At 72.0% G+C, this 14770-nt stretch carries 13 protein-coding genes; 5 read left to right on the forward strand and 8 right to left on the reverse strand.

Translation table 11 applies throughout. From position 1 onward, the window contains the following. Positions 1-111: 111 nt before the first annotated feature. The gene (locus tag ACFVT2_RS02510; protein ID WP_390011078.1) at positions 112-1851 is read right to left on the reverse strand and encodes a VWA domain-containing protein; all 1740 of its coding nucleotides are present in this window, start codon (positions 1849-1851) and stop codon (positions 112-114) included. 761 nt (positions 1852-2612) lie between these two features. On the opposite strand from ACFVT2_RS02510, the gene ACFVT2_RS02515 reads away from it, so the two are divergent. Continuing rightward, positions 2613-3887 carry an alpha/beta hydrolase gene (locus tag ACFVT2_RS02515; protein ID WP_390011080.1) on the forward strand — a complete coding sequence of 425 codons (1275 nt, stop codon included), beginning with the start codon at positions 2613-2615 and terminating at the stop codon, positions 3885-3887. Between the two features lie 179 nt (positions 3888-4066). Here ACFVT2_RS02515 and ACFVT2_RS02520 read toward each other — a convergent pair whose 3' ends face one another. Further along, positions 4067-4870, reverse strand: coding sequence for a polysaccharide deacetylase family protein (locus ACFVT2_RS02520; RefSeq protein WP_390011082.1), 804 nt, complete (start codon positions 4868-4870; stop codon positions 4067-4069). Positions 4871-5177: 307 nt separating this feature from the next. On the opposite strand from ACFVT2_RS02520, the gene ACFVT2_RS02525 reads away from it, so the two are divergent. Genes ACFVT2_RS02525 through ACFVT2_RS02535 form a run of 3 tightly spaced genes read left to right on the forward strand, consistent with a single transcriptional unit; the run spans position 5178 to position 7569 of the window. Next, on the forward strand, positions 5178-5909 hold the full coding sequence (locus tag ACFVT2_RS02525; protein ID WP_390011083.1) for an ABC transporter permease: 732 nt from the start codon (positions 5178-5180) through the stop codon (positions 5907-5909). Beyond that, positions 5906-6580, forward strand: a complete 675-nt coding sequence (locus ACFVT2_RS02530; RefSeq protein WP_390011085.1) for an ABC transporter permease — start codon at positions 5906-5908, stop codon at positions 6578-6580. Before ACFVT2_RS02525 ends, ACFVT2_RS02530 begins: the two co-directional genes overlap by 4 nt. Next, positions 6577-7569, forward strand: coding sequence for an ABC transporter substrate-binding protein (locus tag ACFVT2_RS02535; protein ID WP_390011087.1), 993 nt, complete (start codon positions 6577-6579; stop codon positions 7567-7569). The genes ACFVT2_RS02530 and ACFVT2_RS02535 overlap by 4 nt, the downstream gene beginning before the upstream one ends. An 84-nt stretch (positions 7570-7653) precedes the next feature. Here ACFVT2_RS02535 and ACFVT2_RS02540 read toward each other — a convergent pair whose 3' ends face one another. Next, on the reverse strand, positions 7654-8811 hold the full coding sequence (locus ACFVT2_RS02540; protein WP_390011089.1) for an ATP-binding cassette domain-containing protein: 1158 nt from the start codon (positions 8809-8811) through the stop codon (positions 7654-7656). 187 nt (positions 8812-8998) lie between these two features. Here ACFVT2_RS02540 and ACFVT2_RS02545 point away from each other — a divergent pair, with 187 nt between their 5' ends. Continuing rightward, positions 8999-9940 (forward strand): NADP-dependent oxidoreductase, encoded by a 942-nt coding sequence (locus ACFVT2_RS02545; RefSeq protein ID WP_390011091.1) that lies wholly within the window; start codon positions 8999-9001, stop codon positions 9938-9940. Positions 9941-10043: 103 nt separating this feature from the next. On the opposite strand, the gene ACFVT2_RS02550 is transcribed toward ACFVT2_RS02545, so the two are convergent. The 5 genes from ACFVT2_RS02550 to tsaD form a co-directional block, all read right to left on the reverse strand. Then, entirely contained in the window at positions 10044-10379 is a 336-nt protein-coding gene (locus tag ACFVT2_RS02550) for a hypothetical protein (protein ID WP_390011092.1), read from the reverse strand. An 82-nt stretch (positions 10380-10461) separates the two neighbouring features. Next, the gene (locus tag ACFVT2_RS02555; protein ID WP_390011094.1) at positions 10462-11544 is read right to left on the reverse strand and encodes a hypothetical protein; all 1083 of its coding nucleotides are present in this window, start codon (positions 11542-11544) and stop codon (positions 10462-10464) included. 152 nt (positions 11545-11696) lie between these two features. Beyond that, positions 11697-12272: a hypothetical protein gene (locus tag ACFVT2_RS02560; RefSeq protein WP_390011095.1), complete on the reverse strand. Its 576-nt coding sequence runs from the start codon at positions 12270-12272 to the stop codon at positions 11697-11699. 101 nt (positions 12273-12373) lie between these two features. Then, complete coding sequence (locus tag ACFVT2_RS02565; RefSeq protein WP_390011097.1) at positions 12374-13390, reverse strand: cation diffusion facilitator family transporter; 1017 nt, start codon at positions 13388-13390, stop codon at positions 12374-12376. A gap of 244 nt (positions 13391-13634) precedes the next feature. Beyond that, positions 13635-14708, reverse strand: a complete 1074-nt coding sequence (gene tsaD / locus ACFVT2_RS02570) for a tRNA (adenosine(37)-N6)-threonylcarbamoyltransferase complex transferase subunit TsaD (protein WP_390011099.1) — start codon at positions 14706-14708, stop codon at positions 13635-13637. Positions 14709-14770 lie beyond the last annotated feature (62 nt).

A 14770-nucleotide genomic window follows, 5' to 3' on the forward strand; every position in this document is an offset into this window, starting at 1 on the left:
CCCGTGGGGGGGGGGGCCGACCCGTTATGGGTGTGGGAGGGCTACACGTAACTGGCCGTGCCCGTACCGGTGGGGGTCCGCCCACGGCCTGTGGGGTCGGGGTGCGGTGGGTCAGCTGTCCTTGAGGACCTTGGCGGCGCGGGCCTCGGTGAGCCACTCGGGGAACTCGACCATCAGCTGCTGGTAGAGCGCGTCGTGGGAGAGGCTGCGGGGGTCGCGGCCGGCGTGGAAGAAGCCGGCGTTGTCGACGGCGCGCTTCTCCGGGACGGTCAGGTCGTCGAGCTTCCGGAGGAAGTCGAAGCCCTTGGCGTCCGGGTCACCGAAACCGATGAACTGCCAGAAGATGGGGAGTCCGGCCGCCTCGCACAGGGCCCGCTCGGCGGCGGGCTTGGACGTCGGCGCACCGTCGGTCTGGAAGATGACGAAGGCGGGGTGGGGGGAGCCCGACTTCTTGTAGTGGTCGACGACGGCCTCGATGGCCCAGTGGTAGTTGGTCCGCCCCATGTGGCCGAGGCCGGAGTGCAGTTCCTCGATACGGTCCTCGTAGGTGGTGAGGTCCAGGTCGGCGATGCCGTCCACGTCGGTGGAGAAGAAGACGACCGGGACGGTGGCCTTCTCGTCCAGGTGCGCGGAGAGGCCGAGGGCCTGCTCGGCGAGGTGCTGGACGGTGCCGTCCTTGTAGTAGTTGCGCATCGAGCCGGAGCGGTCGAGAACCAGGTAGACGGTGGCGCGATGGGTGGTGAGGTGGTGCTTCTCCAGCGTGGCGCGTGCGGCGTCGTAGAGGGGAAGGAGGGCGGGGGCGACCGCCGCGGCGGGGTGGTCGGCGTCGGGCGCGGGGGCCGGCTCGTCGGCGTCGGTCGTGGCCGCTTCCGGGGTTTCCTCCGCGTCCGCCTTCGGGGCCTCGTCCGGGGTTTCCTTCGATGCCTCCGCCGGGGCTTCCGCGACCTCGGGTGTCGCTTCTTCCTCGGGCTCCTCCGGGGCCGCCGCCGTTTCTTCCTTCGCTTCGTGGTTCTCTTCGTGCTTTTCTTCCGCGTCGGCCGGCTGGTCCGCCGCTGCGGCTGCCTCCGCCGCCTCTTCCGCCTTCTCTGACGACCCTGCCGTCTCGGTCTTCTCGGCCGTCTCCGCCCGCGCGTCGGGCTTCGGTGCGGGGGCGTCCGCCACCGTGGCCGGTGCGGCGGCGGTTGCCGGCTTGTCGAACGCCCGGCTGACCAGGTCGGCGGCGCTGTCGGGAGTAGCCGGGGTGGTGGCCGCGAGGGCGTCGGCCGCCGGCTCGCGCTCGTCCTTGGCCGCGGGCTCCTCGGAGCTCTGGGGCGCGGCGGCTTCCTTGTGCGTGTCCTCGTGCGTCGGTGCGCCCTGGTCCGCGACCGTCACCGGGCCCGCCTTGGCGTCCGCGGCGGCGTCCGGGGCAGTGTCGGCTTCGGTGTCGGCGTCCTTGGGCCGGGCCGGCTCCGTCGCCTCGGGGGCGGGTACCGGCTCGTCCTTCGTGTCGGTCGTCGCCGCTGCCTCGGCCGCCGGCTCGTCCCGTACGGGGGCCTCTTCCCGCGCCGGCTCCGCCTTCGCAGGGGGTTCCGGTGCGCGCTCAACCGGGCCGCCCTGGGCGGGCAGTGAGGCCGTGACCGGGGTCGGTGCGTGCGTCGGCTCGGAGGGCTCGCCGGGCGCCGTACGGGCGGCCGGGACCTCGGCTTCGGGAGGTGTGGTGGTCGGGGTGGTCGGAGCGGGGGTGGATTCCTCGCGGGCCTCCGGAATCGTTGCCGACTCCGGCTTGTCGGTGGTGTTCCGGGCCGCGCCGGATCCGTCGCGGGTCGCCTTGGAACGACCGAAAGCGTTGCGCAGCAGACTCCGAATGCCCATCGGCTGACCTCTCTTGTGCGTGGTGGGTGCGGCGAATGTCCGTGAAGCGCGGACATGTCCCTGACCAGGACGGATACGTAAGAGTAGCGGCCTGCACCGGCCTGATCGTGGGAACCCGCGCCTCGCGTGGTGGGCCATACGGGGGTGTTGAGCGGAGAGGTGGTTTCGGCCAGCGCGCCGCCGGTCCGGAAAACGTGTGCCGGGCGGCGGAAATAGCCCATGCGACCTTTGCGGAATAGCCCGATTGGTCGTTTGGAAAGGGGTGACTTGACCGTTTGTATGGCAGGTCCTGGCCCCATACGTGGTGCGGAAGTGGCGTATGAGGTGCCCAACGTGACGGATAGCGAAATTGTCGGCGATATCGACGGGCTGTCGGCGGGGAGGCGCTGCCCCGGTCGTCGGTGAGGTCAACTGGCCAGATTGCGCGGCGAGTTCAGGCGAGGATGCGGGGGGTGGTCCGATCCGGGGCGCCCCCGGTGCCGAAGAGGGCGTTTTGTCGCCAGGTGTTCACCGGCGCTTCGTTTCACGTGAAACATGCCCGTGGTTCCGTCGTTGTCACGGATCTCCCGGCCCCGCTCGCGCACGTCACGTGGCGGAAACGAACAGGCAAGAGCTCGGTAAGAAGTAAGTCGCGCAGGTATCCGATTCGCGGATGCGCCCGTCTTCTCCGGTGACCATTGTCCTGGGCTGCCCGTTGTGCCTCGGGGGGCGGCCGGTGAGAAGGCAAGAACCCTTTCGAGGGTGACGGGAGATGTGGGCGCATGGGGCTGACCAGTCAGTCGCTCGAAATCGCGGTGATCGTGCTGGCGGTGGTCTGTGTTGCCGCGACGGTGTGGCTTTGGCCCCGCCTGTCGCGGAACGGGTGGCGCCACGTGCTGGGGAGACTGGGGGCCATCCTGGTCACCCAGGTGTCGATCGTGTCCGCGCTCGCCCTCGCCGTGAACGCGAACTTCGAGTTCTACGGCAACTGGGACGAGCTGCTGGGCAACAACGAGCAGGCCCCGGCCTCGGTGAGCCAGGGGGACGGGCAGTACGCCACGGTCGGCAACATCAAGGGTGGGCTGATCCAGCCCGCCGGCCCCCAGGGGCTCGACCGGGTGACCGGACTGCCGAAGGGCCCCGTCGACAAGGTGGGCAAGGTCGAGTCCGTACGGATCATCGGCCGCCGCACCCGGGCCATCAACCCGGGCTTCGTCTACCTGCCGCCGCAGTACTTCCAGCAGCAGTTCCACCGGCAGCGGTTCCCCGTCATGGTCGTCATCAGCGGCTACCCGGGCGGGATCATGAACCTCGCGCAGCACCTGCAGATCCCGCAGACCGCGGGCCAGCTGATCGCGCAGGGCAAGATGCAGCCGACCGTGATCGTGATGGTGCGGCCGACGATCGCGCCGCCGCGCGACACCGAGTGCGTGGACGTGCCGGGTGGTCCGCAGGCCGAGACGTTCTTCACCAAGGACCTGCCGGACGCCATGAAGTCGGCCTACCGGGTGGGCCATGACCCCAGCGCCTGGGGCGCGTTCGGGTACTCGTCCGGTGGTACCTGCTCGCTCCAACTGGCGATGCGCAACCCGCAGGCGTACACCTCGGCGGTCTCGCTCTCCGGCGACTACGCGATCAAGGACGACCTCACCACCGGCAGCCTCTTCGGTCCCGGTCCGACGGGTGCCCAGCGCCAGCGCGAGCACGATCTGCTGTGGCGGCTGCAGAACCTGCCCACGCCGCAGGTCTCCGCGCTGGTGGCCAGCAGCCGCCAGGGCGAGTCGGACTACGGCGACACCATGAAGTTCATCCACGCGGTGAAGCCGCCGATGCGGGTCGACTCGATCATCCTGCCCCGCGGCAGCCACCAGTTCGGGACCTGGCGGCGGGAGGTCGTACCGGCCCTGGAGTGGCAGAGCCAGCAGCTGACCTTCCCGCAGGACACTGAGCCGAACGCGCCGCAGAAGCCGGCGCCGGGACAGGGGAAGGGCGCGGCCAAGGGGCAGGCGCCCGCCGACGAGCGGTCCCACAAGCGGGTGGAGGCGGAGCGCCCCTAGGGGTGAGGTGACCGTCGCCAGGGCGATGGCATGCGGAAGGGGGCGCCGGCATGGTCCGGCGCCCCCTTCGTCGTACGGCCGCTCCCCCGCATGAGGACGCCGTTCCTGCCCCGGCCGCTTCTCCCGAGCCGTGCGGGTCCCGCCCCAACGGGTCCCCGGCCGGCTCCAACGGCCCTGGCTCACGGCCGGTAGACCATCCCCGGTTCCGGCTTCGCCGGGGAGAGCAGCTGGGACACCGTGACGACCGTGTAGCCGCGCTTCTTGAGCTCCTTGAGGATGCCCGGGACGGCCGGCACGGTGCCCTTGTAGATGTCGTGCAGCAGGATGATGCCGTCGCGCTTGGTCTGGTCGAGCACCCGCTTGGTGATCAGGTCCGAGTCGGTGGTCTGGTAGTCCTTGGCGGTCACGCTCCACAGGACCTGTGCCAGGCCGAGATCCTTGCTGATCTTGGAGACCTCTTCGTTGGTCCGGCCCTGCGGCGGGCGCATCAGCTTGGGCGTCTTGCCGGTGATCTTGCGGACCGCGTCCTGGACCTGGGACAGCTCGCGCTTGGCCTCGTCCGGCTTGATCTCCGTGAGGATCTGGTGGGACCAGGTGTGGTTGGCCAGCTCATGGCCCTCGGCGTCGATCCGCTTCACCTCGGCGGGGCGCTCGGCGATGTGGTTCTTGCCGAGCATGAAGAACGTGGCGTGGGCCTTGTTCTCCTTGAGGATGTCCAGCAGCCGGTTGGTGTTCTCGCTCGGGCCCGCGTCGAAGGTCAGCGCCACGCACTTGGCCTTGCGGCAGTCGACGGCATCGCCGCTGCCGGCGTCCCCGGCCTTGGCGTCCTTGGCATTGACGTCGGCCGCCGGAGCGTCGGCCCGCGCATCGGCCGGTGCGGTGACGTCGTACGAGGCGCAGCCGCTGAGGGTCAGGGCCAAGGAGGCGGCCGTCAGCAGCCCGGCTATGGACGAGCGGCGGGCCGCGGATATCTGCTTCGGCATGCGATCTCTTTCCTGGAGTCGTTCGCTGGGGTGCTGGCTGCTGTGGAGTTCTCGGCCGTCTTCCTCGGCGCCCTTCGCCGGCGGGTGGTGCCCGGGAGCGTCCGCGCCCTTTCCGGGCATGGCGAAGCAGACGCGGACGGAGTCGTGGCCCGGCGCGCCGATCGCCTTCCGAACGGACTCCAGGGACTGTACAGGCGAAGTACACACCAGGTGTATAGATGAGGGAGGAGCGCGATGTGATGCTGGCGACAGCCCGATCGGGCGCACTCCGCGCGACACTCCGGCGCACCCGCGGTGGACTTCTGCTGTGACCGCCCCGCCGGACGACTGCCTGGCCCGAAACGACTGGATCTGCGGCGACTACCTGAGCACCCGCCGCCAGATCCTGCTCGACGCGGTCGGCCAGCATGTGCAGTTGACCGTGGTCTCGGTGGGACTCGGGCTGGTGATCGCCCTCCCGCTGGCGCTGCTGGCCCGCCGCCGGCGCTGGACGGTCGGGCCGGTCCTCGGCCTGACCACCGTGATCTACACGATCCCGTCGCTGGCGATGTTCTCGCTGCTGCTGCCGGTCTACGGACTCTCCGCCACCCTCGTCGTGGTCGGCCTCGCCCTCTACTCCCTCACCCTGCTGGTCCGGAACATCCTGGCGGGTCTGGACGGCGTCCCGGCCGGAGTCAAGGAGGCCGCCCGGGGCATGGGGTACGGGCCGATGCGGCAACTGCTGACGGTGGAACTGCCGCTGGCGGTGCCCGCCGCGATGGCCGGGCTGCGCATCGCCACGGTCTCCGCGGTCGCCCTGACCACCGTCGGTGCGATCGTCGGGTACGGCGGGTTGGGCAACCTCATCTACGCGGGCATGAACGCCTACTTCAAGGCGCAGGTGCTGACCGCGTCCGTGCTCTGCGTGCTCATCGCGGTCGCCTTCGACCTGCTGCTGCTCGGCCTGGAGCGTCTCCTCACACCATGGCGGCGGGCCGGCCGCAGCCCGCGGGCGGCCCGTGGGAGGCGGCCACTCACCGCCTCCGGACGGCGGACATGAGCACCCTCGCCGCGGTCTGGGCCTGGCTGACCACCGCCGCCAACTGGTCCGGCGAGAACGGCGTCTGGCACCGGCTCGCCCAGCATGCCGCCCTCACCTTCGCCTGCCTCGTCCTCAGCGCCCTGATCGCCCTGCCGATCGCGTTGACGCTGGGCCATCTGGGCCGCGGTGGCGCCCTTGCGGTCAACCTGGCCAACATCGGCCGGGCGGTGCCGACCTTCGCGGTCCTCGTTCTGCTCCTGCTGACCCCGATCGGGCGGCACGGGGAGTGGCCGACGGTCATCGCGCTGGTGCTGTTCGCCGTGCCGCCGCTGCTGACCAATGCCTACGTCGGGATGCGCGAGGTGGACCAGGACGTGGTCCGGGCCGCGCGGGGCATGGGGATGACCGGGATGCAGCTGGTGTGGCGGGTGGAGGCGCCGCTCGCCCTGCCGCTGGTGCTGACCGGGGTGCGGATCGCCGCCGTGCAGCTCGTCGCCACCGCCACGCTGGCCGCCTTGGTGGGGGGCGGCGGCCTCGGCCGCATCATCACCGCGGGCTTCAATCTGGCCAGTACCCCGCAGGTGGTGGCCGGTGCGGTGGTGGTCGCGGTGTTCGCGCTGCTGATGGAGGCCCTGTTCGAGCTGGTGCAGCGGTTCGCCCCGGCACGGGCGCGGGGGCGGACCCGGTGAGGACGCCCCGTGCGGCCCCGGTCCCGCTCCGCTCGGCCCGCGGTGCGCTCGGCACGTTGACCGCCCTGGCCGTGGCGGTCGGTCTGGTCTCCTGCACCGGTGGGCCGTCGCTGGAGCACCGCGGCGCGGTCACCGCCTCGCCCGGCGACAGCCGCGATCTCGCCATCGGCTCGGCCGGCTTCACCGAGAGCGAGTTGCTCGCCCAGATGTACGCGGCGCTGCTCGGCCAGGACGGCTACCGCACCCATGTCCTCACCGTCGGCAACCGCGAGCTGTACGAACCCGCGCTGGAGGCCGGCCAGATCGACGTCGTGCCCGAATACGCCGCCACTTTCGCGGACTGGCTCAACGCCAAGGAGCACGGTCCCCAGGCCGCCCCGGTCGCCTCCCCCGACCTGGACACCACCATGGCCGCCTTGCGTCGTCTGGCCACCCCGCGCGGTCTGACCGTGCTTCCGGCGGGCCGGGCCGTCGACCAGAACGCCTTCGCGGTGCGCGCCGCCTACGCCGCCGAGCACCACCTCCGCACCCTCAGCGACCTGGGCCGCGCCAAGCTGCCGGTGCGGCTGGCGGCGGGTGACGAGTGCGTCCAGCGGCCGTTCTGCGCACCGGGCCTGCGGAAGACGTACGGCATCGACATCACCGCCGTGGACCCCAAGGGCGTCGGCACCACGCCCGCGAAGCAGGCCGTACAGAACGGCCAGGACCAGATGGTGCTCACCACCAGCACGGACGCCACCCTCGATCAGTTCGGGCTCGTCGTCCTCGCCGACGACCGGAAACTCCAGAACGCCGACTACATCGTCCCCGTCGTCAACCGCGCACGGGCCGGCAGCGCCCGCCCGGCCGCCGCGCTGAACGGGCTCAACCGCGTGCTGACCACCGCAGACCTGGCGCACCTCAACGAACAGGTCGACAGCTGGCGCCGGCTGCCCGCCGATGTGGCCCACAACTACCTGGTGTCGAAGGGGCTGTTGAGGAAGGAATGACGGAGCCGGAACGACGTTTCACGTGAAACAGCGCTCCCGGCCGTCGTTTCACGTGAAACACCACGCCCGTCCCGGCCGCCTCCCTCACTCCGTCGGAACCGAGTCCACCTCCGGCCGCCCCTGCGACAGCCCGCGTCCCTCCGGGGCGATGGTGCGGCGCAGCGCCTCGTGCAGGGTGGTCGGGGTCAGGACGCCCAGGAACCGCCGGCCGTCCAGGACCGCGATCCAGCCGGCATCGTGCTTGAGCATCTCGCTGAACGCCGCCTTGAGGGTTCCGGACGCCGGGATCCACGCCTCCATCCGACGGGCGTGGTCCGCCACCGTGCCACCCGCGCCCGACAGTTGCTCCGTGCCCACCCAGCCGTGCAGCGCCCCCTCGGCGTCCAGCACCACCGCCCAGCGTGCACCTTCGGATCGCAGCCGGACCACGGCGTCCGCGGCGGGTTCGGCGAGCCGGGCGAACGGCGGGCGTTCCAGGTCGTCGCGGTCGATGGCGGTGACCGACAGCTGCTTCAACGCCCGGTCGGTGCCGATGAATTCGGCGACGTAGGGGGTGGCGGGGGCGCCGAGCACCCGCGCCGGGGTGTCGAACTGCTCGATCCGCCCGGCGCCGTAGACCGCGATCCGGTCGCCGAGCCGGATGGCCTCCTCGATGTCGTGGGTGACCAGCAGCACCGTCTTGTGCAGGGTGGCCTGGAGCCGCAGGAACTCCTTCTGGAGGCGGTCCCGGACGACCGGGTCGACGGCACCGAACGGCTCGTCCATCAACAGCACCGGCGGATCGGCCGCCAGGGCGCGGGCCACCCCGACCCGCTGGCGCTGGCCACCGGACAGTTGGTCGGGGTAGCGCGCGCCGTAGACGGTCGGGTCCAGCCCGACCAGGTGCAGGAGTTCGGCGGCCCGCTCCCGCGCCTTGGCCTTCTTCCAGCCGGTCAGGAACGGCACGGTCGCGGTGTTGTCGAGGACGGTGCGGTGCGGGAAGAGCCCGGTTTGCTGGATGACGTAGCCCATCCCCCGGCGGAGCCGGACCGGGTCGACACCGGACACGTCCGCGTCGTCGACGAAGATCCGCCCACTGGTGGGGTCGATCAGCCGGTTCACCATCATCATGGTCGTCGTCTTGCCGCACCCGGACGGCCCGACCAAGGTGACCAGCTCACCCGCGCCGACCTCGAACGAGAGGTCGTCGACGGCCGTGGTCCCGTCGGGGTAGCGCTTGGTGACCGACTCGAACCGGATCATTGCGCCATTGAATCCCGCGGCCCCGCACCGGTCCCGTCATGCGGGCAATCGAGTGGGGAACGGAACGGCGACGGGGGCCGTACGAGTTGCTTCCGGGGCACCGCCTCCCGTCCTGCCGCGCCCGGCCCGACCGGCGTGCTTACGATCCACTCCGGCCGCTCCTCGGAAGGGTGGAAGGGAACGCCACATGAGAGCCGTAGCAGTCAACGCCTTCGGTGCGGACCCGCAGCTCATGGAGCTGCCACAACCTGAACCGGGGCCTGGTGAAGTCCTGGTGCGGCTGGCCGCCGCCGGACTCAACCCCGTCGACTGGAAGCTCGCCGACGGCATGTTCGGGGAGGCCGTCCACGCCAAATTCCCGCTGGTCATGGGGACGGACGGGGCGGGGGAGGTGGTCGCGGTCGGCAGCGGCGTGCGGAGGTTCACCGTGGGGGACCCGGTGTTCGGCCAGTTCCAGCGGCCCGAGCGGGGCGGCGGTTCGTACGCCGAATTCGCCGTGGCCAAGGAGGACGCCATCGCCCTGGCCGCCCGCAGCGTCACCTATGCGACCTCCGCCGCCGTGCCGACGGCCGGGATGACCGCGTACAACCTGGTCGAGGAGACCCGGGTCGGCGAGGGCCGGCGGGTGCTGATCGTCGGCGCGACCGGCGGGGTCGGCACCTTCGCGACCCAGATCGCGGCCGGCCGGGGTGCGGAGGTGATCGCCACCGCCCGCCCGGCCAAGGCGGAGTTGATGCGCACGCTGGGGGCCGCGGCGACCGTCGATCACACCGCGGGACCGGTCGCCGACCAGGTCCTCGCGGCGCACCCGGAAGGGGTGGACGTGCTGATCGACATGACCAGCGACGCGGCGGGGTTCGTCGAGCTGACCCGGGCGGTACGGGACGGCGGTGTGGCGGTCTCGCTGATCGGCTCCGCCGACGCCGATGTGCTCACCGAGCACAACCTGCGCGGCTTCAACTTCGTCAACCGGCCCTCACCCCAGCTCCTGGAGATCCTCGCCGGGCACCTCGACGCGGGCCGTCTGACGGTCCTCGTGGGCCTCGAAGTCCCCTTGGCGGAGGCCCCCGAGGCCCTGGCGGCCAGCCGCACCGGGCGGGCGCAGGGGAAGACCGTCCTGGCGATCTGAGGACGGTCTTCGCGCTGCTGCCGAGAAGGCCGCTGTCCGCGCCGGACCGTTGTCGTGTCCCGTTGCCGGGGCGCGGACGCGGATCAGTGCCTTCCGGTACTCCTCAGTTCCGCGGTGACCGGCCGGCGGCGTCGCCTGCGCGGTCCGGGTGCTCGTCCGGGTCGTACTGCCGGGTGGCCTGGCGCTGTTGCGGCGACATCGTCCGCCACTGCTCCCTGAGGGGGGCCAGCCCGTCGGTCAGCGCGCGGTGCCCTGCGGCGTCGTTCAGGACGTCCTTGAGCTGGAGCCGCCCGCTGAGCATCTTCTTCGCCAACTGCCAGAGCGGCTCCGGTGCGTTGGGGTTGTCGCGCACCGCACGCAGGGTTTCGGTGTGGTGCTCGTTCTGCTCCTCAGATGTGGCATTTAAGGTGGCATAGCGGTTTTTTCTTATGCGCGCCATTTTGGGTATATGGTGCGGTTATGCGGCCGGTGGTGCCGCGTACCGGGCGGGCGCCACGGCCGTCCCGGGGCGCGGCGAGCCGCTACCGGCGCGGACGGTCATCGGCGAACCGGCGCTGTGCGGCGCGGTGGGCGTTCCGCATGCCGCGGGCTGTCACCCGCCGGCGCACCGGCCCGGGCTGACGGCCCGACATCCCCGACAGCACGGCGCGGCGGAGGCGGGCCGCCAGTGGGCCCGCGGCGGCGAGGGCGGCGGTGGCCGCCGCCGCGCCGATCGCCGTCCCCACGCCGGAGCGCAGGGAGGCGGTCAGGGCGTCGGTGTAGGCGTCGGCGGCGGGGCGGGAGACCGTGGCCGGCAGGGCGTTCAGGAGGCGGGCGCGGAGCAGCGCCAGCGCCGCGGCCAGGAGGGCGCAGGCCACCGCGCAGCCGGCCGCCGTGCAGATCAGCGCCCGGCGTCGGCGCCGGGTCAACAGCAGACCGGCCAGGAGGCAGAGCGCGGCGGTCGGCGGCAGCAGCAGCGCGCCGGTGCGTGCGACCTGGAAGCCGGCCCGCAGCCGGGGCACGTCGGGGGACTTGAGCAGCACGATGGAGGCGCCGGTGGGCGGCACCCGGTGGATGAGGTCGATGCCGAGTCCGTTGCCGGACAACTGGTGCCGGACGCGCTCGATGACCGGCGAGAGGTCCAGGGTGACGGGGGCGTCGCCGGAGGCGGCCAGCGTGCCGTCCAGGGTGCGGTGGGCGGTGCGGTGCACCCCGGTCCAGACCGCGGGGAAGGTGCGGCCGGTGACGACCTGGCGGACCTGTTTGTCGACGAACTCGCGGATGCCGCGGGTGAACTTGCGGCGCAGCGCGGGACGTTCGGCGCGGGGGACCACCTTGAGCAGGCCGTCCAGCCGGACGTGGGGCATCACGCCGTTGGTGACGTCGTCGACGATGGCGTCCTGGATGGCGGGGTTTCCGGCGAGCGGGGCGACCGCGGCCACGTAGCGGTCGGTGTCGGTGAGTTCGGTGCGGGCCCAGAGGGCGGCCAGGCTCAGCGGTAGCAGCAGCGTTCCGATCAGCAGCAGCGCGCCGCCGGCCAACGAGCGGGCCCGGCGTGGCCGTCCCGGTGGGCAGCGCGCCGCGGTCACCCGGCCGTCGGCGCGTGCGGGTGCACTCGCTGACATGCGTACCGGTCCTTCCTGCAACGGCGATGGCTGCCACGCTCCAGGCAAGTCCGTACGGCGGTCGGCCGCGAGCGGGGCCGGTGCCAATGGGTGATCGCACGGATGAGCGGCCGGTGGGTGGCCGGCGGCGGGTGGGTGATCCCGCGCGTTGCTCAGCCGGACCGTCGGGCCCGGCCGTGCCGGACCGCCCGGACCACCCCGGGCACGAGCAGCGCGCCGGCCAGGGCCGCCACCGCCCACCCCGCCCCGTCGCCGTGCTCGGGCTCGGGTTGCGACTCGGGGAGGTCGTCCAGGTCGCCGGAGCAGGCCAGCGGCGCGGCGTCCGCACCGGCGTAGACGCAGACCGAGGTGGCGGCCCGCAGGGTGCCGGGGGCGGCGCTGGTGCCGAGGTCCCGGCGGGCGCCGAGCACCGCGCCGGCGGTGAACACCTGGATGTCGTACGCGGGCAGATCGGCGTGCCAGACGGCCTTCTGCTCGCCCGTGCCCTCCCCTTCGACGGTGCCGTCGGTGGCGGTGGCCGAGACGGTGGTGGCCGGCATCTCCTGCTCGATGCGGGCGCCGGTCACCTGGTCGCCGCCGAGGTTGTGCACGGTGATGCGGTAGTCGAGCCGCTGTCCGGCCTCCGCCCGGTCGACGCCGTCGGTTACCGTCACCGCGATGGCCGGCGGGGCGGGCGCGGCGGGGAGCGCGACGGCGCACAGCACCGCGCAGGCGGCGGCGGTTCTCATGCCGTCATCCGAGCACCGCAGCGGCGCGGGTCGGTGACTGGCGGGCCGCGCCCGGGGGCGGGGTCACCCGAGTGCGGGCGCGGGCCCGCGACGACGGCGGGTCAGTGCTGGTGCGGGCCCGGACGGTGGACGGGGCCGTGGGAGTCGTCGCAGTGGCTGCCGGAGGGCTGCTCGGGGCCGGGCCCGGGCCCCAGGGTCAGCAGCTCGTCCTCGTCCTGTTCGCCGAGGTGGTCGACCTGGAGGGTGGCGTGGGTGATGCCGTACTCGGTGTGCAGCAACTCCTGCAGGCTGCGGCGGACCTTGTGGCAGTCGCCCGCCGGGGCGACCAGGATGTGCGCGGAGAGCGCCGGCTGCCCGGAGGTGATCTGCCAGATGTGCAGGTCGTGCACCTCGACGACCTGGTCGGCGGCGACGAGGTGATCGCCCAGCGCGTCCGGGTCGATCCCGGCCGGAGCGGCCTCCATGAAGATCCGGCCGGACTCCCGCACCAGCCCCGTACCGGCCTTCAGCATCAGCGCGACGACGACGAGCGAGGCGATCGCGTCGGCCTGCTGGAAGCCCGTGGTCAGCACGATGAGACCGGAGATCGCGGTGGCGATGAAGCCGAACAGGTCGGTGAGGATGTGCTGGTAGGCGCCCTCGACGTTCAGGCTGGAGCGGTTGGCCTTCGACAGGAACCAGGTACAGATCAGGTTCACCACCACACCGGACAGCGCGGTGATGACCACCAGCCCGCCGGTGACCTCGGGCGGTGAGATCAGCCGCTGGACCGCCTCGTACGCCAGCCAGACGGAGAGCACCAGCAGGGTGATGCCGTTGGCCTGCGCGGAGAGGATCTCGGCGCGCTTGAGGCCGTAGGTGTAGCCGCCCCGTGCGGGCTTCGCGGCCAGCCGCATCGCGACCAGCGCCAACACGATCGAGACCGCGTCGGTGAGCATGTGGGCGGCGTCCGAGATCAGTGCCAGCGACTGCGCCAGGAAACCGATCACGACCTCGACCGCCATGTAGGCGGTGAGCAGAATCAGCGCGGCCCGCAGCCAGCGCCGATCGGCGTCCGGGGACACGGCATGGGTGTGGCTGTGTGCATGGCTGTGCCCACTGTGGGCGTGCTCGGTCATGGGCGCGCTCCTTCTTGGCTCCACCTTGCTTCTCGCAGCGAAGCAAACCGCACTTCGACAAAAGATCCAAAGGCTGCACCGGTGACCGTTGTCATTACCGTCGAACGGGCTATCGTGCCTGGTCAGAGCGGTGCGATGGAGAAGGGTGACCGGATGGACACGGTCCGGTCGGCGGAGCGGTCCTCCGCTGTTTCACGTGAAACGGCGGTTTCACGTGAAACGAGGCGCCGGTCACCCGCTGGCCTCAGGCGGCCGGTGCGCGGCCCGCCGCAACGGGATGCAGCGCCGCGTACTCCAGCGGTGCCGACGGGTCGATGGACACATCGAGCGGGGCGGGCGCGGCGCCGGCCCGGACGAGCAGATCGCCGACGGCCGCGATCATCGCGCCGTTGTCCGTGCACAGCCGCAGCGGCGGGACCCGCAGGGTGATGCCGGCCGCGGCGCAGCGCTCCTCGGCCAGCGTGCGCACCCGGGAGTTGGCCGCCACGCCGCCGACCACCACCAGCGTCCCGACGCCGTGCTCGGTGCAGGCGGCGACCGCCTTGCGGGTCAGCACGTCGGCGACCGCCTCCTGCAGCGCGGCCGCGCCATCGGCGACAGGTAGCGGACGGCCCGCGGCGCGGTGGCTCTCCGCCCAGCGCGCCGCCGCCGTCTTCAACCCCGAGAAGGAGAACGTGAACCGCTTCTCGGGCGGGCCAGCGGTGAGCGGGCGAGGGAAGTGGACAGCGCGCGGATCCCCCTCGCGCGCTGTCCGGTCAATGGCCGGACCGCCGGGGTAGGGCAGCCCGAAGACCCGCGCGACCTTGTCGAAGCACTCCCCGGCGGCGTCGTCCAGGGTGTCGCCGAGGTGCACGATCCGGTCACGGGCCAGGTCCCGTACGAGCAGGAGCGAGGTGTGCCCACCGGAGACGATCAGCACCACGCAGGGGTCGGGCAGCGGACCGTGCGCGAGGGTGTCGGCGGCGACGTGACCGGCCAGGTGGTGGACGCCGTAGAGCGGCACGCCCAGCGCGTACGCCAGCCCCTTGGCCCCGGCCAGCCCCACCTGGAGCGCACCGGAGAGTCCCGGTCCGGTGGTCACCGCCACCGCCCCGATGTCGGACGCCCGCAGCCCCGCATCGGCCAGTGCGCTGCGCACCACGGGCGTCAGCGCGTGCACATGCGCCCGGGCGGCGATCTCCGGCACCACTCCGCCGAACCGCGCGTGCTCGTCCATGCTCGACGCGACGGTGTGCCCGAGCAGCCGCCCGTCCCGCACCAGGCCGGCACCCGTCTCATCGCAGGACGACTCGATGCCCAGCACCACCGGCGAGCCCATGGACCGCACTCCTTCCCCGTCGCGTTTCGTGCCCTGGACAGTCATAGCAAGTAATTGCAAGC

The organism is Streptomyces sp. NPDC058000, assembly GCF_042886435.1.
In the GTDB taxonomy this organism is placed as follows: domain Bacteria; phylum Actinomycetota; class Actinomycetes; order Streptomycetales; family Streptomycetaceae; genus Streptomyces.